Genomic DNA, 17,253 nt, shown 5'->3' with positions numbered 1-17,253 from the left:
GCTAAGCCGGCAGCCAGGTCATCCGCTGTCCGTGCGGCGCCGTCCTGGCGAGCGCGCGCACTTCCGGCGTGTCGCCTTCCCATCGCACGAGCCCGAGGACCGCCGTCCCGCCGTTGGTGTCGGCCAGTTCGGTCCGCCCGGGCAGCAACGGCTCCAAAGCGGCGCCGTAGAACTCCTCGCTGACCCACCACAGCGGCCGGTCCCCCGCCAGCTTCCGCAGCGCGTCGACGAAGTCCGCTCGCCGCTCCCCCAGGTACGCCAGCACGTGGCTGGTCAGCACGACCAGCGGAACATCGGCGGGCAAGGTGGCGGCGGCGGAGGCGAGGTCGTCGACGGCGTCACCTGTGATGAGCTCCGGCCGCTGCTTGCCCTGCGCGGCCGCGGCCGTGCGCAGGAGCCGGATGCGGTCCGGCTGGTCGGCCCAGACGCAGGCTTCGAGCCAGGCCAGTTCGTCTTCGTCGCTCAGGTCCACCGGGGCACGGTCGAGACCGGCGCGGGCGGTGATCGCCAGCTTCTTCGGCATCTTCGGCGTGACGGCTCCTGGGGCGAGGTCGAGCGCGCAGTGCAGGCCGACAGCGGCCTTCGCGGGTCCGGCGGTGAGCTGCTCACCGCCGCACTGGTAGCGATAGGCGTACTTGTCCAGCCCGAGCAGCAGCCCCGCGCTGCAACCGACCTCGAGCAGCGCGATCTTCCCGCCTGCCTCCTTCGCCGCCGTCGTGACGGCGGGGTAGACCAGCGCGGCGCGGCGGACCTCGTTGGTCTGCGTGTAGCGCGAAGAAATGATGGCCCGTGCCTTGTCCGCCCGCTCCAGCAGGAACGAGCGGAACAGCGGCCACGTCTCCGAGTCCACGCCGTCGAAGCCGCCGACGGAGGGGTAGTACCGCGAAAGCGGGTGGATCGGGTCGGCCTGGACGAGCCGGTGCGCGGTCGCCATCAGCAGCGTCCCGCGCGCCTCGCCGCCACGGGCGTCGGTCAGGAGCCCGGCGACGTCGTCGTCATCGGCCGCCTTGGCCGCCAGGTGCTCGTACAGCGGCGAAACCCCGGCCGCCTCGACCGTCGCGAACTTCCGCAGCCTGCGCTTGATCTCATCCAGCCCGATGGGCATCGACTCGCTCCCTCTTCCCGTTCGTGACACCCATTATTCGTGCGGGACGGGGCGGCCGGGCTGTTCACCGCCCCTGGTGTCACCGTAGGACCGCTTCGGCACCATCACCTTGCGACGGAACACACACACGATCGTGCCGTCCTGCTTGTACCCGCGCGTCTCGACGTAGACGACGCCTCGATCGTCCTTCGACTTCGACGGCGTCTTGTCCAGCACCTCGGTCTCGCCGTAGATGGTGTCGCCGTGGAAGGTCGGCTTCACGTGCTTCAGCGACTCGACCTCGAGGTTCGCGATCGCCTTGCCGGACACGTCCGGCACCGACATCCCGAGCAGCAGCGAGTAGATGTAGTTGCCGACCACGACGTTCTTGCCGAACTCGGTGGTCTCCTGCGCGTAGTGCGCGTCGAGGTGCAGCGGGTGGTGGTTCATGGTGATCAGGCAGAACAGGTGGTCGTCGTACTCGGTGACCGTTTTGCCCGGCCAGTGCTTGTAGACCGCGCCGACCTCGAACTCTTCGTAATAGCGACCGAACTGCACCCATTCCTCCTGCACGAGTAACGCGGCGTGAGCCTGGAACGACAGGCCTTCGTGTTGAGGAGTACCCTCGACCATTGGTGTCGGGTCGTCAACGCGACCCACACCACTGCGTAACCGTCCGCCGAGCCGAGGAGGTGAGGAACCCGATGTCCAGTGGCGATAGTCCGCTTCCTAGTAGTCGCAGCGTTCCCACCTTCACGTCTCGCCGGTTCCCCACCTGGCAGGGCTGACGAAACCGGGAACGCTGGCCTAGCCGAGCGGCCCCCCGACCGCTTGGCCCGTCGTCTTCGCGCACAACGCACGACGTCTGCCCAGGAGATCCCATGCCTGCCATTCCCTCGCTCGGCGGCCTTCGCGGCCGGAGCAACGGCCGCGCCAAGAGCGTCCCCGATCGCCCGTTGCCCGTCCCCCTTTCGGCGTACGTCGTCGATTGCGCGGTGTACGTGGAGGGCAAGCGTCTGCCCGGCCGCTGGTCGCACTCCGAGGCGATCAAAGAGGTGCGCAAGCGGCACGCCGGATTCGTCTGGATCGGCCTGCACGAGCCGGACGCCGTCCAGATACAGGGCATCGCGGATACCTTCGGCCTGCACGAACTGGCCGTCGAGGACGCGCTCGAAGCGCACCAGCGACCCAAGCTCGAACGCTACGACGACACGCTGTTCATGGTGCTGAAGACGGTCCGCTACGTCGAACACGAGTCACCCGCGACGGCGAACGAGATCGTCGAGACCGGCGAGCTGATGGCGTTCCTCGGCCGCGACTTCGTGATCACCGTGCGGCACGGGAACCATTCGGGGCTCGCCCGGCTGCGCCGCGAACTCGACCAGGACCCGGAGCGGCTCGACCTCGGCCCGTCCGCGGTGCTGCACGCGATCGCGGACCACGTGGTCGACCACTACCTGGACGTCACCACCGCGATCGAGTCGGACATCGACGAGATGGAGACGCACGTCTTCGCGCCGCGGTCCAAGGTGAGCGCCGAGCAGATCTACTTCATGAAACGCGAGGTGCTGGAGCTGCGGCGCGCGGTCATGCCGCTGGGCACTCCGCTGCAGCGGCTCGCCGAGGGCTACACGCGGCTGATCCCGGACGAGGTCCGCTCGTACTTCCGCGACGTCTCCGACCACTTGACGACCGTGGCGGAGCGGGTCGCGAACTTCGACGAACTGCTGACCACCCTGGTGGACGCGACACTGGCGAAGATCACGCTCCAGCAGAACACCGACATGCGCAAGATCACCGCGTGGGCGGCGATCATCGCGGTCCCCACGGCGCTGGCCGGCATCTACGGAATGAACTTCGACTACATGCCGGAGTTGCATTGGCGCTTCGGCTACCCGGTGGCGATGACGGTCATCTTCGGCGTCTGCATCCTGCTCTACCGAATATTCAGGAAGAACCGCTGGCTCTGAGCACCTTCCCTTCGGTAGTACTGGAGTTCCCCCATGCCAAGGATCCTGACCAACCTCAAGTTCTGGGCTCTCGCCTTCTGCCTCGTATGGCTGGGCATCGTGATCGCGATCATCGCCAAGGACCCCGCGTTCGCGCACGGCACCAAATAGCGCGCCCGGCATTACGCTGGGGCGTATGAAGGCATTGGTCGTCGCGGACGAGGTCGAGGAGCGCTTGTGGACCTCCGCGGTCCTCAACCACCCGGCCGACCTCGTCATCGGCGCCGGCGACCTGCCGTACGACTACCTGGAGTTCCTGTCGAGTGCGCTCGACGTACCGTGCGTGTTCGTCCCGGGCAACCACGATCCCGACCTGTCGGGCTACACCCGTCACGGCGGACTGTCCATGATGGACGGTTTTCCGGCGGAGTGGCCGGGCCCGGCCGGCGGGGTGAACGCGGACGGCCGGGTCGTCGACATCGGCGGGCTCCGGGTCGCCGGGCTCGGCGGTTCGGTCCGCTACAACGAGGGCCCGAACCAATGGACGCAACGCCAGCAGGCGCGGCGTGCGCGGCGGCTCGTGCGCCGTGCGCGGCTGCGTCGTCGGCGGGACGGGCGGGACGTCGACATCCTGCTCACCCACGCGCCGCCGCGGCACTGCGGTGACCGCGAGGATCCACCGCACCGCGGCTTCGACTGTCTCCATCGCACGATCGAGTTGCTGCGGCCGAAATGGTTGCTGCACGGGCACATCCACCCGCACGGCGAACCCGTGCCGGACCGGGTGGTCGGCGAAACCACGGTACGCAACGTGGTCGGGCACCGGATCATGGAGTTCGTATGAAGGACACCGGTTTTCCCCGGGCGGACGCGGAGCACGACTTCCTCCGCGCGCGACGGCGACAGGTCCTGTCACGACTGGCGACCTGGCTACGCCGCGAGCCCGACGACGTCAACATCATGCTGCCGTTCCACGAGGTGGTCGACGCGCTCGGCTATCTCGGCGAGCGGAAGATCGGGCCGCGGGTGATCCGGCTCGATTCGATCGTCGGCAGCGTCGACCGGGGCCGCGATTTCGACCGCCGCTTCCGCCCGACCTCCGGCCGCGTCCGCGAACGCTGGGAACGGCTGGCGCTCGCGTCCAGACGCGGTGAGTCGATCCCGCCGATCGAGGTGTACCGCGTCGGGGAACTGCACTTCATCATCGACGGGCATCACCGCGTTTCGGTGGGACACGCGATGGGACTGTCCACGATAGAGGCGATGGTCACCGAGGTGCGGACCAAAGTGGACCCGAGCGGCATCCGGTACCGCGGCGATCTCATCGTGAAGGACTACCGGCGGCTGTTCCTGGAGCGCGTCCCGCTTTCCGGGCACGCGCGGGCTTCGGTGGTGTTCACCGATCCGTGGGATTACGCGCGGCTCGGTGAGCACGTGGAGGCGTGGGGTTTCCGGCTGATGCAGGACGAAGGTCGCTACTCGGATCGGGCGACGTTGGCGCAACGGTGGTTCGACGAGGAGTACGTGCCGGTAGTGGCGATGCTGCGGCAGGCGGACCTGATCGGCGACCGCACCGATGCCGAGGCGTACCAGTGGGTGGCTTCCGAGCGGTACCGGCTGATCCGGACCCACCGGTGGGACGACGAGGTCATCGAAGCCGTGCGCTCACGATCCCGCTGACGGCCCTGGGTGAGAGCGCGCTTTGACGCACGACGTGAGATGAAAGGCCCCTTCATAGCAAATTTTGCGATGAAGGGGCCTTTCATGTCGTCCCCCTACAGGTGAACCGCGACCGGAGCCTCAGCCCCCTCCGGAGCCTTGGCCGGGGCCCCCGACCGCAGCAGCAGTCCGCAGATCACCGCTCCCGCCACGAAGATCCACCCGCCCCACACGAAAGCGGTCGTGTAACTGTGCACCGCCGCTTCGGCCGCGAGTTGCGGGGAAGGCGTCTTACCGACCAGGAACGACGTCGCCGCGTTTCCGGCGAGTGTGCTCAGCAGCGCGGTCCCGATCGAGCCGCCGACCTGCTGCGCGGTGTTGACCGCGGCCGAGGCGACACCGGCGTCGTGCGTGTCGACACCGAAGGTCGCGACGCTCATCGCGGGCGCCATGGCGAGGCCGATGCCGACGCCCATGATCATCAGCGGGAACAGCACCCCGCTGGCGTACGTGCTGGTGGTGTCGATGGCCGAGAGCCAGAACAGCCCCGCTCCGGCGATCAGCATTCCCAGTGACACCAACGGTTTCGCGCCGAACTTGGGCAGGAGCACGGCGGTCGCCGACGTCGCGCTGGCCATCAGGGTGGCGACCATCGGCAGGAACGCGACCCCGCTCCGCACCGGCGTGAACCCGAGGTTCAGCTGGATGTAGAAGGTGAGGAACAGGAAGATCGAGAACATCCCGATGGCGAGCAGGAACATCGCCAGGTACGAGCCGCCCCGGTCGCGGTCGAGCAGGACGCGCAACGGCAGGAGCGGATGCGCGGCCCGTTGCTGGATCACCACGAACGCGGCGAGCAGCACGACACCGGCGGCGAGGAAACCCCAGACCGAGATCGAGGACCACGAGTCACGTTCGGCGTTCGCGAAGCCGTAGACCAGCGCGAACAGCCCGGCCGACGCGGTGATCGTGCCCGGGATGTCGAGCTTCGGGCGCGGGCCTCCGCTCTCGGCGTTCTTGAGCAGCACGGCCGCACCGGCGAAGGCGATCACCGCGAAGATGATGTTGACGTACATCGACCAGCGCCAGTCGAGGTATTCGGTCAGCACACCGCCGAGCAGCAGGCCGATCGCCGCGCCGCCACCACCGATCGCGCCGAAGACACCGAAGGCCTTACCGCGTTCCTTCGGGTCGGTGAAGGTCGTGGTCAGCAGCGAAAGGGCCGCCGGGGCGAGAAGGGCGCCGAAGACACCCTGCGCGGCGCGCGCGACGAGCAGCATTTCGATACTGGTGGCGGCACCGCCGATCGCCGACACGATGGCGAAGCCGGCGAGGCCGACCAGGAAGGCGCGTTTGCGGCCGAAGAGGTCCGCGAGCCGCCCGCCCAGCAAGAGCAGGCTGCCGAACGCAAGCGCGTAGGCCGTGACGACCCATTGGCGGGCGTCGTTCGAGAAGCCGAGGTCTTGCTGCGCGGACGGGAGCGCGATGTTCACGACGGTGGCGTCGAGCACCACCATCAGCTGGGCGAGACCGATCACCACCAGGATCAGCCATCTCCTGGCGTGGTGCGGGTCGGTGTGCTGCGTGGCCGCGTCCCCCGGCGGCGTGGCGACAGCGGTGGATGACTCAGACATACGGGCGGGTTCCTCACAGATAGTGACGAGAGAAGTTATGTGGAGTAGGTATCTCCCCTTTTCGTCGCCAACGTACCCGAAAAGCGGAGAAGCGTCCTCTACTTTGTTTGTTAAGCTGGACCGATGGCTCGGGACCTCGCTCCCGCCGCACCGGCGCGGCCGTTGCGGCGCGACGCTGAACTCAATCGGCAGCGCATCATCGCGGCGGCACGCGACGTCTTCGGCGAGCGCGGGCTCGAAGCGACGCTCGACGACGTCGCGCATCACGCGGGTGTCGGGGTGGGCACCGTCTATCGGCGTTTCCCGAGTAAGGAACACCTGGTCGAGGCCATGTTCGTCGACCAGTTCGAGACGATCCGCCAGTTCGCCGAAGAAGCGCTTCGCGCCGAAGATCCCTGGGACGGCTTCGTCGGCTTCACCTGGCGCGCGGCCGAACTGCACGCCGGTGACCGCGGGTTACGGCAAGTCATGCTGTCGAACGTCTTCGGCCACGAGCGCGTCGCCGAGGCGAAAGCGCGCATGGTGCCGTTGATCACACAGCTCGTCGAGCGTGCTCAGTCGGCGGGCGCCCTCCGCGCGGACTTCGTGCCGACGGACATCCCCCTGCTGCACCAGATGATCGGCTCGGTCATCGAGTTCACGCACGGTATCCAGCCCGACCTGTGGCGCCGGTGCCTCGCGATGCTGCTGGACGGTCTGCGCGCCGAGCCCGGTCGCGCCACGCCGCTGCCGCATCCGCCGCTGGACGTCGAAGCGCTGGACGAGGCGATGTGCTCCTTCCGGCTGCCCAAGCTCCGCTGACCTCCCCGCGTTTAGTCCTCTGAATGCGGTAGTTGCACGCGCAAGGACCGCATTCAGAGGACTAAATGCGAGCAAGGAGGGGCTATGGGAGCTTCGGGAACACCGCTACGGCGACCTCCCGAGCCGCCGCGCACGTGGCGTCCTCCGGCGCCCCGTCGACACCGACCACCGAGAGCGTCGCCTGTTCGACCCGCTCCGGGGTGCCCGGGATCGGCCGGTGCGTGGTCACCTGGCAGAACGCGCCCGACGTGGTGACCTGGACCTGCCGCCCGCCCAAAGCCTCCGTCGCCCCTGGCGTGGTGTCCGCCCCGACCGACAGCGAGAAGCTGACCTTGCCGCGGATGCAGCTGTGCCCGGACAGCGCCGGAGCGGGTTTGGTCTCCGCGCCGGCGGCCGCGTCGAGTTCGTGCTGGTCGAGCGGCGCGCACGGGGCGACCCGGCCCCACGAGCGCTGGTCGAGGTTCAGCCGGCCGACCCGGCGCGCGCCGATCACCCCGGCCGCGCTGCCGACCGTCGCGTCGGCGATCCGGCAGCGCGCCGCCTGGTCGGCCGGGGCCGTGTTGTCCGAGGTGACGACGATGGACAGCCGGATCCCGTCGGCGAAGGTCAGCAGCCGTGTGCAGGTGGTGTCCTCGTTGAACGTCGACTGCTGGACGCTGACGCCTTCCGGCAGCGACCCGCCATAGTCGTAGGGCTGATTGTTCGGATCCTGCCCGGAAGTGATCGGGCCCGTGGTCACGGTGTAGCGATTGGCGCCTTCGACGAATTCGAGGCGGCAGAACTCGAAAGAGGCCAACGGCGGTTTGACCGCGTTTCCGCCGCCGATCACTTTCCGCTGGTCGACGAGGCTGCAGTAATCGAGCGACGAGTATTCCCCGAGCGCCTCGGAAGCGGTCAGGGCCTCCTCGCCGGCCGTGGTCGACGGCGCCACCGCCGCTGGTTCCGAAGTGGAACAGGCCGCGGCCAGGAACAGGCCGCAGAGTACTGCGCTGAGTCTCTTCGAGGGCACCGGAGCAGTATCGTCAAAAGATCGCGGAACACCAGCCCCTACGGGCGAAGAACACAGGGTCCGCCACGTTTTCCCAGGTGAAGACCTCACCGCGATTTCACGCCCCTAAGGGTGCGTTTCGTCCCGCGGTGGGATGCGGTCCGGCCGTCACGGGACGAGAATGGGTTTCACACAACGTGACGATCGAGAGGGAAGAACCGTGACGAACCCCGTAGCAGCCCGCCTGACCCGACCGCGCCAAGGCCGCATGATCGGCGGCGTCTGCGCCGGTATCGCCAAACGCTTCGGCACCACGCCGGGCAAGGTCCGCCTGCTCGCCGTGCTGTCCTGCCTGCTGCCCGGTCCGCAGTTCATCGTCTATCTCGTGCTCTGGCTCGCCCTTCCCGAGTCCGAGTACTGATCCCGGCCTCAGCCGTTGGGGTCGAACGGGATGCCACTCGGCTTGGCCTTGGCCAGATTGTTCGCGAAGGAACCGTCCTTGATCGCCAGGCTCGCGCTGCCGAAATCGGCGTGGACGAGGGTGTCGCGGATTCCCGGCGGGAACCCGTCCCACGAGACGAGGTCCGGGTACTGCCAGGCGTTGTAGTGGTTCTCCGGCGGTTCGGTCGCGCTCGCGATGCGGAAGCAGTGGGTGCCCGCACCGTCCTTGTGGTAGACGATCTTCGGGTGGGTGCCCGCCCAGGAGACCTTGGAGCGGTCGTAAGTGGAGTAGTTGCCGTGCGCGGAGGTCGAGACGTACCGGGCTTGGCCTTCGCTGACCCAGACGACGACGTGTTCGATGTCGTGCCGGTGCCCGCAGCAGTCGATGCCCGGGACGGCCTGGTCTTTTTCGAAGTAGAGGTCGTAGAGATACGCGCACCAGCCGTGGTCGCACTTCGACCGCGCGTAGGAGTTGGTGTTGTCGAGGTCTGACCGGTCGCGGCACTGACCGTTGAGGGCTCCGGAGTTCTTGAGCCCGGGAGCGAGCGCGCCGGTCGGCGAGATGGCGGGCGTCGGATAGCAGCCGTCGGTGTCGTAATCGAACGCGGGCTGCCAGGTCCGGTCGGCCTCGGTCGCGTTCGACGGCAGTGCCGGTGGGGGTTCGGCCCAGGCGACCGCCGGGGCGAGCGTGGTGAGGAGAACCGCTCCGATGAGACCTCGCAGGAGACGGCGTGGCAGCTTCTTCGTCACGACAAGCGCCTTCCGCTCAAGGTCTCGTGAGTGGTGACGACGGTGAGAACCGTCATCACCACCCACGAGAGGTGAGTTACTCGGTGTAGGTCAGGTTCTTGCCGCTGGCCCCGTCGAAGAGCTTGATCTTGTCCGCGTCGAACCAGAGCTCGATGTTCTGGTTCTCCGCGGCCGAGGACGACGCGGAGAGCCGGGCCACGATCTGCGACTCCGCACCCGGGACGTCCGCGGAGCCGCTGTCGGCGGCGAGATCCGCGAGGTCGGACGACGACGCGACCTCCCCCTCGACCGAGAAGTGCGCGAACTTCTCCGAACCCATCGACTCGAGGACGTCGACGTGGGCGGTGAAGGTCGCCCCGCCCTCCCGGGCGGACTCCTCGATCAGCGCGGCATCCTCGAAATGCTCCGGCCGGATGCCGACGATGACCTCACGCGGCGCGTCGGCGGCCTCGGCCAGCCGTCGCACCCGGTCGGTGAGCGGGATGTCACCCAGCGCGCTGCGCGCGACGCCGTTCTCCAGCGTCGCCGACACGAAGTTCATCGACGGGCTGCCGATGAACCCGGCCACGAACAGGTTCGCCGGGTTGTCGTAGAGGAACTGCGGCGACCCGATCTGCTGGACGTAGCCGGCCCGCAGCACGACGACCCGGTCGCCGAGGGTCATCGCCTCGGTCTGGTCGTGCGTGACGTAGAGCGTCGTCGTGCCCAGCTGCTTCTGGATCTTCGACACCGACGTCCGCATCTGCCCGCGCAGCTTCGCGTCCAGATTGGACAGTGGTTCGTCCATCAGGAACGCCTTGGGGTTACGGACGATCGCGCGTCCCATCGCGACCCGCTGCCGCTGACCACCGGAGAGGTTCGCCGGTTTGCGGTCCAGATGCCCGGTCAGGTCGAGGATCTGTGCGGCTTCTTCGACCTTCGCCCGCACGATCTTGTCGTCGACCTTGGCCAGCCGCAGGGGGAACGCCATGTTCTCCCGCACGCTCATATGCGGATAGAGGGCGTAGGACTGGAACACCATCGCGATGTCACGGTCCTTCGGCGCCCGTTCGTTGACGCGCTCGCCGTCGATCCGCAGCTCGCCGGAGGAGATGTCCTCCAGCCCGGCGACCATGTTCAGCGTGGTCGACTTCCCGCAGCCGGACGGGCCCACCAGGATGATGAACTCACCGTCGGCGATCGTGATGTCCACTTCGGACACCGCGAGGGCGCCGTCCGGGTACTTCTTCGACACCTTCTCGAGAACAATTTCAGCCATGGGTCAGCCCTTCACCGCACCGGACGTCAGCCCCGCCACGATGCGACGCTGGAAGAACAACACGAACAAGATGATCGGGACGGTGATCACCACGGCGGCCGCGGAGATCGTCCCGGTGGGGTCTTCGAACTGCGAGGACCCCGTGAAGAACGACAACGCCGCCGGGACCGTCCGCGAGGACTCGGTCGAGGTCAGCGAGATCGCGAACAGGAAGTCGTTCCAGCAGAAGATGAACACCAGGATCGCGGTGGTGAACACCCCTGGCGCCGCCAAGGGCGCGATCACCTTCCGGAACGCCTGCGCCGGGGTCGCGCCGTCCATCTTCGCCGCCTTCTCCAGCTCCCACGGGATTTCGCGGAAGAACGCGGAAAGCGTGTAGATCGACAGCGGCAGCGCGAACGTGATGTACGGCAGGATCAACCCCGGCCAGGTGTCGAACAGCCCCAGCTCACGTTCGATGTTGAACAACGGCGTCACCAGCGACACCTGCGGGAACATCGCGATCAGCAGCGACATCCCCACCAGCACCTGCTTGCCGGGGAAGTCCAGCCGCGCGATCGCGTACGCCGCCATCGTGCCGAGGACGACCGCGATCACCGTCGCGATGATCGCGATCCCGATCGAGTTCACCAGTGCCCGGATGAACTCCGTGGTCGCGAAGATGTCCGCGTAGTTCTGCCACGTCCATTCCTGCGGGAAGAAATATCCGTCGTCCAAGGTCTCCTTGGTCTTGAACGAAAGCGAGACCACCCAGAGCACCGGGAACAGCGCGAACACCAGGACGACGATGTCGAGGAGGCCCCATTTGACCTTGCGGCCGGGAGTGGCCGCTCCACCGATGGCCATCAGCGTTTACCCCCGTTGTCGCTACCAGGCGCGGCCGTGCCGAACACCTTGATGAAGATGAACGCGATGATCGCCACCGTGAGGAAGATCAGCACCGCCATCGTCGACCCGATCCCGAGGTTCAACCCCTTGACCAGGTTGTTGTAGGTCTGCATCGACACCGACGACGTGTCTTGCGCGCCGTTGGTGAGCACGAAGATGTTGTCGAAGATGCGGAACGCGTCCAGGGTGCGGAACAGCAACGCCACCAGGATCGCCGGCTTCATCACCGGCAGCATCACCTTGGTGAACCGCTGCCACGTCGTCGCGCCGTCCATCGCCGCGGCCTTCAGCAGATCGTCCGGCACCAGCGCCAGCCCCGCCATCAGCAGCAACGCCATGAACGGCGTCGTCTTCCACACCTCGGCCAGCACGATGACCCCCAGCGACGGCCAGTACTGGGTCAACGGCGCGCTGTCGGGGAAGAACAGATTGGCCAGGTAGCCGGTGTCGGGCGTCCAGGCGTAGTACCAGGAGAACGCCGCGGCCACGGTCACGATGCCGTACGGGATCAGGGCGACCGTCCGCACGAGGCCCCGGCCGACCAGCGTCCGATGCATGATCAGCGCGAGGCCCATCCCGAGGACGAGCTCGATCGCGACCGAAACGATGGTCAAGCCCATCGTCGTCCCGAACGCGGTCCACCAGTATTCGTTGGACAGCACCGAGATGTAGTTCTCGAGGCCGACGAACTCCTGCTGCGCCGGGAACCGGAGGTCGTAGCGCTGCAGGGAAAGCCAGATCGAGTAGACGATCGGGTACCCGGTGACGGCGATCATCACGAACGCCGCCGGAGCGCACAGCCAGAGTCCGAGTCTGCGCTCGGCCTTCTTCCCTTCGCTGAGCACGGTTTTGGTCTTCTTGCCCGGCTCGGCTTTGGTCGCCGAACCGGCGGTTTCCTGCACGGTCACGGGATCACTCCCTTCGACTGGAGCGCGTCGGCGAGCTGCTCCCGCAGCTTGTCCGCCGTCTTCTGCGGATCGATTTCAGAAGGCGGGGAAAGCACCTTCGACAACACGGTCGAAGCGTTCTGGTACGCCGGGGTCAGCGGGCGCACCGCGGCGTCCTTGAGCGCGTCCAGGATCGTCTCCCGCATCGGGTACTTCGTGTCCATGCTCGGGTTGTCGTCGCCGACGGCCGCGGTCGGGTCGAGCGGGGCCGTGTCGGTGTAGAGCGATTCGAGCGTCGGCGGGACACCGTCCTTGAGCGCGGAGAACTTCTGGTTCTTCTCGTTGCGCAGGCACAGCGCGACTTCGTAGGCCTCGGCCTTGTGCTTCGAGGCCGAGCTGACCGCCAGGTTGTAGCCACCGATCGTGGTCTTGGCCGGCTTGCCCGCTTCGAACTCCGGATAGGTGGCCCACTTGAAGTGCTGCAGTTCGTTTTTCTTCTCCTTGGCATAGGAGGCGTAGACGAACGGCCAGTTCAGTTCGAAGGCGGCGTTTCCGCGCTGGAACGACTGGCGGACCTCGTCCTCCTTCGAGTTGGTCAGCGACGCGTCGGTGATCCCGGCGGTGGTGATCTTCTTGAGCATCTCCAGCGCCTTGACCGCGCCCGCGTCCATGACGACTGATTTGCCGTCGTCGGAAAGGATCTTGCCGCCCGCCGATTCGACGAGGGTGTTGTAGATGACGACGAGGCCTTCGTACTGCGCGCCGGTGAACACGACGTTCCCCGGTTTGCCCTGTGCCTTGAGCGCCTGGGCCTGCTGGATCATCTCGTCCCAGGTCTTCGGCGGCTTCGGCGTCAGCCTGTCGTCGTACCAAAGCAGCTGAACGTTGGTGTTCTTGGTCGCCGCGTAGAGCTTTCCGTTCCACGTGGCGGTTTCGAGCGGCCCCGGCAGCACACCGGCGGTCGCTTCGGCCTTCGCCTGGCCCGTCCATTCGTCGACCCAGCCCGCCTCGGCGAACTCGGAGACCCAGGTGACGTCCAACCCCAGTACGTCGAGTGAATCATCCCCAGCCGCCAGGCGGCGGACCATCTGCTCCCGCTGGCCGTCGGCCGGCCGCGGCAGCTTGTTGTAGACGACCTCGTAGCGCCCGCCCGAGGCCTTGGTGCAGTCGTCCACAACGGACTGGAAATTGTCTTCGGGCGCGTAATAGACGTTGATCTTGAGCCCGGCTTGCGCCCCGCAGCCCGCCAACAGGCCCGCCGTCAGCGCTGTCGCGCCGAGCAGCGCGCCGGCGCGGCCCGGTGAGCGGCCCCTCCGACTCGCGCTCATCCTCTTCCCCATGAGGGCCTCCCTCACCCGCGCGCACGCCCGGGATGTGGCGGCACTAGGACGCGTTGAAGAAGCCGCGCGCCAGCACCCCGACGTGCTAGTGCTCGGGCGAGCACGCTGGAGTACGTGTCCGCCCGACTGGTGTTGTGCAACCTATTCCGGGCGATCATCGCCCGCAAGCAGTATCGGTAACGATTCAGCGGATCGCACGGCGAACAGCGGAACCCGTACCGCCGAATGTCAGTGGTCCGGTCCTCGCGTCACCCGGTGGACCCCGGCGAACGCAACGCGAGCTGGGCGAGGAGCTCACGGCCCTGTTCGGCCGAACGCGGCTGGCAGAGCACGTCGTAGCGGCCGGCGACCAGCTGGCTCGCCGAGGAGAAGTCGCGGCGGGACATGCCGTAACTGATGGCCGCGAAGACCGTCCACGCCAGAACGCCGAGGACGACCCCGCCGATCATGGGCTGCCAGGCGAAGCCCTGGTTGTCGAACATGCCCAGCAACAGACCGATGATCAGGCCGAACCACGCGCCGGACACCGCGCCCGTGCCGAGCACGCGGCCCCAGCTCAGCTTGCCGAGCACACGCTCGACGAGCATCAGGTCGACCCCGACGATGGTCACGTCGGTGACCCCGAACTCCTTCTCCGCGAGGAAGTCGACGGCGTGCTGCGCTTCGCCGTATGTCGCGTAGGAGCCGATCGGCCAGCCGGAAGGCGGTGTCGGCAGCCTGGGCAATCCACCCGCGGCCCGACCGCCTCCGCCGAAGGGAGCACTCACGTAATCACCTCTCGCCCGTCCCGCTCCATCTTCTCAAGGACGGGCGCGAGGCGCGAACCAGCTGATCGGGCGAGAGAAGACCCCCTCCGGACGGGTGTGACGTCCGAAGGGGGCCGGGCCTTGATACCGGAGCTACTGAGCGGCCTTGACCTCCACGGTCATGGCCTTGGCGTCGTCACCGTCGACGCCCTCGCTGCCTTTCGCTTCGGCCTTGATCCGGTCGGCCGCGAGCCCGCCGGCGGTGAGTTCCTTGGTGACCGCGTCGGCCCGCTGCCGCGACAGCTCGGTCGCCTTGGCGGCGTCGGAGTAGCCCGCGTGCGTGTCGACCGCGACCTTGCCCACGGGCACCGCGGCGGCGGCTTCGGCGACCTTCTTGAGCGTCGCCTTCGCCTCGTCGGTCAGCTCGGCGCTTTGCGGCGCGAACCGCACCGGCGAGGCCTTGAGGACCTCATCGAGTTTGGCCTGCAGTCCCTGCACGGCCGCGTCGGCCGGTTTCCCGTTCTGGCCGTCGCCGTTCTGGCCGTTCTGGCCATCGCCGTTCTTGCCGTCGCCGTTCTGCGCGCCGTCGCCCGGCGTGCCGTTCTGGCCGGACGCCGCGGAACTCACCGCGGACGATGCCGCCGCGGCGCCATTGTCCTTGTTGTCGTCGCCGCATCCGGCGACGGTCAGCATCGCGAAAGCCGCGAGGGCGATTCCACTGATCCTTGTCCGTCGGTTCACTTGCCCTCCTCCGTAAACACGTCCAGCCGGAACGTACGCCGGACGCGAGGACATCGAAAATCGGGAAAGGCGAAGAACAAGACGGCGAAGACCGGGAAATGTCACGCGGGGTATCCCGGTTCGGGGAGATCCCGGTTCAAACCCCACGATCAGTTCGTCACCACGGCGCGAATGACACCGTGGGTGAATGAAAGCGCTCAAGCGTGCTGAACGGACCCCCGGGCATCTTGAATCATTCTTCGCCGGTCCGGGTTACCCCAGGCGTGGCACACCACCTGCGCTCGACTGAAGTACATGAAGGCCCCCTTCCTTGCGCCTGACGCAAGGAAGGGGGCCTTCATGTACTGGGGGATGGGGCTTTCGCGACAGCGACCTAGCTCCGGCTCTTGTACTCCCGCAACAGACCCCGGCTGATAATGGTCTTCTGGATCTCGCTGGTGCCCTCGCCGATGAGCAGGAACGGCGCTTCGCGCATCAGGCGCTCGATCTCGTATTCCTTCGAATAGCCGTAGCCACCGTGGATGCGGAACGAGTCCTGGGTGACCTCGGCGCAGTATTCGCTCGCGATCAGCTTCGCCATGCCCGCTTCGACATCGTTGCGCTCGCCGGAGTCCTTGAGGCGGGCGGCGTTGACCATCATCAAATGCGCGGCTTCGACCTTGGTGGCCATTTCCGCGAGTTTGAACGCCACCGCCTGATGTTCGGCGATCGCCTTGCCGAAGGTCTTGCGCTGCTGGGCGTACTCCACCGCCAGTTCGAACGCGCGGATCGCGATCCCGCAGGCCCGCGCGGCGACGTTGACCCGGCCGACCTCGACACCGTCCATCATGTACGCGAAGCCCTTGCCCGGGGCCTCGCCGAGGACCTTGTCCGCGCCGATCTTGAAGCCGTCGAACACGGCTTCGGTGGTGTCGACGCCCTTGTACCCCATCTTGTCGATCTTGCCGGGGATGGTGAGGCCGGGGGCGACCTCGCCGAAGCCCTCGGGCTTCTCGACCAGGAACGTGGTCAGGTTCTGGTGGGCCTTTTCGGCGCCTTCGTCGGTCTTGACGAGCAGCGCGATCAGGTTGGAGCTGCCGCCGTTGGTCAGCCACATCTTCGAGCCGTCGATGACGTAGCCGTCGTCGGTCTTGCGGGCGCGGGTCTTGATCGCGGCGACGTCGGAACCGAGGTCCGGCTCGGACATCGAGAACGAACCGCGGACCTCACCGGTCGCCATCCGCGGCAGGAAGTGCTGCTTCTGCTCCGGCGTCCCGTGGCGGGAGATCATGTGCGCCACGATGAAGTGCGTGTTGATCACCCCGGAAACGCTCATCCAGCCGCGCGCGATCTCCTCGACCACGAGCGCGTAGGTCAGCAGCGATTCGCCGAGGCCGCCGTATTCCTCCGGGATGGTGAGCCCGAACAGGCCCATCTCCTTCATCCCCTCGACGATGTCGGCGGGATAGGTGTCGGAATGCTCGAGCTCCTGCGCGCGCGGGATGACCTCCTTGTCCACGAACTGGCGGACCGTGGCCAGGATTTCGGACTGCACGTCGGTCAAGCCGGCGGTCTGGGCGAGGCGAGCCATCGCTGCTCCCTAAAATTCGCGCGCACCGGGCTCCCGGCGCTGGGTTACCGGTGAGTATGACGCCTGGCCGGAGACCTCGCTATGAGCGCAGTCACGCGTACGCCATCCGTGACCATGGCACTACCGTGACCGACCGATCACAGTCCGAGGGGGACGAGCGTGGCTCAGCAGCCTTTCGATGGATTCCCACCGCACCAGCAGTACGGCTTCCCGAACCAGCAGAGCCGTGCTTCGGGGATGGCGGCCGCCGCCCTGATCTTCTCCCTGTTCGGGCTGTTCGGACTGGTGTCCGTGATCCCGGGAATCGTCATGGGCCACGTCGCCTTCGCGAAGGCCCGGCGCGGTGAAGCGGGCGGCAAAAGCATGGCGCTGGCCGCGTTCGTCGTCGGCTACCTGATCATCATCCTGTACGCCATCGCGATCCCGGTCTTGCTGAACATCGCCGCGAAACAAGGGGCTTTCCGCTGAACAGGAACCGCCCGCACGCTTTCGTGCGTCTGCTCCCCTGACGGTACGG

The 17,253-nt window shown here is 67.1% G+C and carries 18 protein-coding genes; 6 read left to right on the top strand and 12 right to left on the bottom strand.

Annotated elements, in window-relative coordinates; genetic code table 11:
* Position 1 precedes the first annotated feature (1 nt).
* Both AVL48_RS30015 and AVL48_RS30010 read right to left on the bottom strand, forming a co-directional pair.
* Positions 2-1,105 (bottom strand): DUF2332 domain-containing protein, encoded by a 1,104-nt coding sequence (locus AVL48_RS30015; protein ID WP_061988334.1) that lies wholly within the window; start codon positions 1,103-1,105, stop codon positions 2-4.
* 33 nt (positions 1,106-1,138) lie between these two features.
* Positions 1,139-1,717, bottom strand: a complete 579-nt coding sequence (locus tag AVL48_RS30010) for a MaoC family dehydratase (protein ID WP_341865660.1) — start codon at positions 1,715-1,717, stop codon at positions 1,139-1,141.
* 248 nt (positions 1,718-1,965) lie between these two features.
* Between AVL48_RS30010 and corA the strand changes: the two genes are divergently transcribed.
* From corA to AVL48_RS29995, 3 genes are all read left to right on the top strand, one after another.
* Positions 1,966-3,054: a magnesium/cobalt transporter CorA gene (corA, locus tag AVL48_RS30005; protein ID WP_061988336.1), complete on the top strand. Its 1,089-nt coding sequence runs from the start codon at positions 1,966-1,968 to the stop codon at positions 3,052-3,054.
* A 175-nt stretch (positions 3,055-3,229) separates the two neighbouring features.
* Positions 3,230-3,877, top strand: coding sequence for a metallophosphoesterase family protein (locus AVL48_RS30000; protein ID WP_061988338.1), 648 nt, complete (start codon positions 3,230-3,232; stop codon positions 3,875-3,877).
* A complete protein-coding gene (locus tag AVL48_RS29995; protein WP_061988340.1) occupies positions 3,874-4,713 on the top strand; it encodes a ParB N-terminal domain-containing protein in 840 nt (279 codons plus the stop codon). The genes AVL48_RS30000 and AVL48_RS29995 overlap by 4 nt, the downstream gene beginning before the upstream one ends.
* 95 nt (positions 4,714-4,808) lie before the next feature.
* On the opposite strand, the gene AVL48_RS29990 is transcribed toward AVL48_RS29995, so the two are convergent.
* Complete coding sequence (locus AVL48_RS29990; RefSeq protein ID WP_061988342.1) at positions 4,809-6,326, bottom strand: MFS transporter; 1,518 nt, start codon at positions 6,324-6,326, stop codon at positions 4,809-4,811.
* Between the two features lie 123 nt (positions 6,327-6,449).
* Between AVL48_RS29990 and AVL48_RS29985 the strand changes: the two genes are divergently transcribed.
* Positions 6,450-7,127, top strand: coding sequence for a TetR/AcrR family transcriptional regulator (locus AVL48_RS29985; protein WP_061988344.1), 678 nt, complete (start codon positions 6,450-6,452; stop codon positions 7,125-7,127).
* Positions 7,128-7,209: 82 nt separating this feature from the next.
* Here AVL48_RS29985 and AVL48_RS29980 read toward each other — a convergent pair whose 3' ends face one another.
* A complete protein-coding gene (locus AVL48_RS29980; RefSeq protein ID WP_061988346.1) occupies positions 7,210-8,136 on the bottom strand; it encodes a hypothetical protein in 927 nt (308 codons plus the stop codon).
* 199 nt (positions 8,137-8,335) lie between these two features.
* Between AVL48_RS29980 and AVL48_RS38685 the strand changes: the two genes are divergently transcribed.
* Entirely contained in the window at positions 8,336-8,536 is a 201-nt protein-coding gene (locus tag AVL48_RS38685) for a PspC domain-containing protein (protein ID WP_063774594.1), read from the top strand.
* Between the two features lie 8 nt (positions 8,537-8,544).
* Here AVL48_RS38685 and AVL48_RS29975 read toward each other — a convergent pair whose 3' ends face one another.
* From AVL48_RS29975 to AVL48_RS29940, 8 genes are all read right to left on the bottom strand, one after another.
* Positions 8,545-9,306, bottom strand: coding sequence for an NPP1 family protein (locus AVL48_RS29975; protein ID WP_061988348.1), 762 nt, complete (start codon positions 9,304-9,306; stop codon positions 8,545-8,547).
* 76 nt (positions 9,307-9,382) lie between these two features.
* A complete protein-coding gene (locus AVL48_RS29970; protein WP_061988350.1) occupies positions 9,383-10,564 on the bottom strand; it encodes an ABC transporter ATP-binding protein in 1,182 nt (393 codons plus the stop codon).
* Positions 10,565-10,567: 3 nt separating this feature from the next.
* Positions 10,568-11,410: a carbohydrate ABC transporter permease gene (locus tag AVL48_RS29965; RefSeq protein WP_061988351.1), complete on the bottom strand. Its 843-nt coding sequence runs from the start codon at positions 11,408-11,410 to the stop codon at positions 10,568-10,570.
* Entirely contained in the window at positions 11,410-12,360 is a 951-nt protein-coding gene (locus tag AVL48_RS29960; protein WP_061988353.1) for a carbohydrate ABC transporter permease, read from the bottom strand. Before AVL48_RS29960 ends, AVL48_RS29965 begins: the two co-directional genes overlap by 1 nt.
* The gene (locus AVL48_RS29955) at positions 12,357-13,679 is read right to left on the bottom strand and encodes an ABC transporter substrate-binding protein (RefSeq protein WP_061988355.1); all 1,323 of its coding nucleotides are present in this window, start codon (positions 13,677-13,679) and stop codon (positions 12,357-12,359) included. The genes AVL48_RS29960 and AVL48_RS29955 overlap by 4 nt, the downstream gene beginning before the upstream one ends.
* 248 nt (positions 13,680-13,927) lie before the next feature.
* Entirely contained in the window at positions 13,928-14,446 is a 519-nt protein-coding gene (locus AVL48_RS29950; RefSeq protein ID WP_061988357.1) for a YflT domain-containing protein, read from the bottom strand.
* 132 nt (positions 14,447-14,578) lie between these two features.
* Positions 14,579-15,166: an OmpA family protein gene (locus AVL48_RS29945; RefSeq protein ID WP_061988359.1), complete on the bottom strand. Its 588-nt coding sequence runs from the start codon at positions 15,164-15,166 to the stop codon at positions 14,579-14,581.
* 373 nt (positions 15,167-15,539) lie between these two features.
* On the bottom strand, positions 15,540-16,736 hold the full coding sequence (locus AVL48_RS29940) for an acyl-CoA dehydrogenase family protein (protein ID WP_061988361.1): 1,197 nt from the start codon (positions 16,734-16,736) through the stop codon (positions 15,540-15,542).
* A gap of 159 nt (positions 16,737-16,895) precedes the next feature.
* Here AVL48_RS29940 and AVL48_RS29935 point away from each other — a divergent pair, with 159 nt between their 5' ends.
* On the top strand, positions 16,896-17,204 hold the full coding sequence (locus tag AVL48_RS29935; RefSeq protein WP_061988363.1) for a DUF4190 domain-containing protein: 309 nt from the start codon (positions 16,896-16,898) through the stop codon (positions 17,202-17,204).
* Positions 17,205-17,253: the final 49 nt, after the last annotated feature.

Origin of the sequence: Amycolatopsis regifaucium (assembly GCF_001613935.1) — a bacterium.
In the GTDB taxonomy this organism is placed as follows: Bacteria; Actinomycetota; Actinomycetes; order Mycobacteriales; family Pseudonocardiaceae; genus Amycolatopsis; species Amycolatopsis regifaucium.
This window is presented reverse-complemented; position numbering and strand designations above follow the sequence as displayed.

Excerpts from the sequence above, each read along its gene's own strand:
- AVL48_RS29965 (WP_061988351.1), bottom strand. The coding sequence starts at position 11,410 with ATGGCCATCGGTGGAGCGGCCACTCCCGGCCGCAAGGTCAAATGGGGC.
- AVL48_RS29985 (WP_061988344.1), top strand. The coding sequence starts at position 6,450 with ATGGCTCGGGACCTCGCTCCCGCCGCACCGGCGCGGCCGTTGCGGCGC.
- corA (WP_061988336.1), top strand. The coding sequence starts at position 1,966 with ATGCCTGCCATTCCCTCGCTCGGCGGCCTTCGCGGCCGGAGCAACGGC.
- AVL48_RS29940 (WP_061988361.1), bottom strand. The coding sequence starts at position 16,736 with ATGGCTCGCCTCGCCCAGACCGCCGGCTTGACCGACGTGCAGTCCGAA.
- AVL48_RS30000 (WP_061988338.1), top strand. The coding sequence starts at position 3,230 with ATGAAGGCATTGGTCGTCGCGGACGAGGTCGAGGAGCGCTTGTGGACC.
- AVL48_RS29970 (WP_061988350.1), bottom strand. The coding sequence starts at position 10,564 with ATGGCTGAAATTGTTCTCGAGAAGGTGTCGAAGAAGTACCCGGACGGC.
- AVL48_RS30010 (WP_341865660.1), bottom strand. The coding sequence starts at position 1,717 with ATGGTCGAGGGTACTCCTCAACACGAAGGCCTGTCGTTCCAGGCTCAC.
- AVL48_RS29995 (WP_061988340.1), top strand. The coding sequence starts at position 3,874 with ATGAAGGACACCGGTTTTCCCCGGGCGGACGCGGAGCACGACTTCCTC.
- AVL48_RS30015 (WP_061988334.1), bottom strand. The coding sequence starts at position 1,105 with ATGCCCATCGGGCTGGATGAGATCAAGCGCAGGCTGCGGAAGTTCGCG.
- AVL48_RS29955 (WP_061988355.1), bottom strand. The coding sequence starts at position 13,679 with ATGGGGAAGAGGATGAGCGCGAGTCGGAGGGGCCGCTCACCGGGCCGC.
- AVL48_RS29990 (WP_061988342.1), bottom strand. The coding sequence starts at position 6,326 with ATGTCTGAGTCATCCACCGCTGTCGCCACGCCGCCGGGGGACGCGGCC.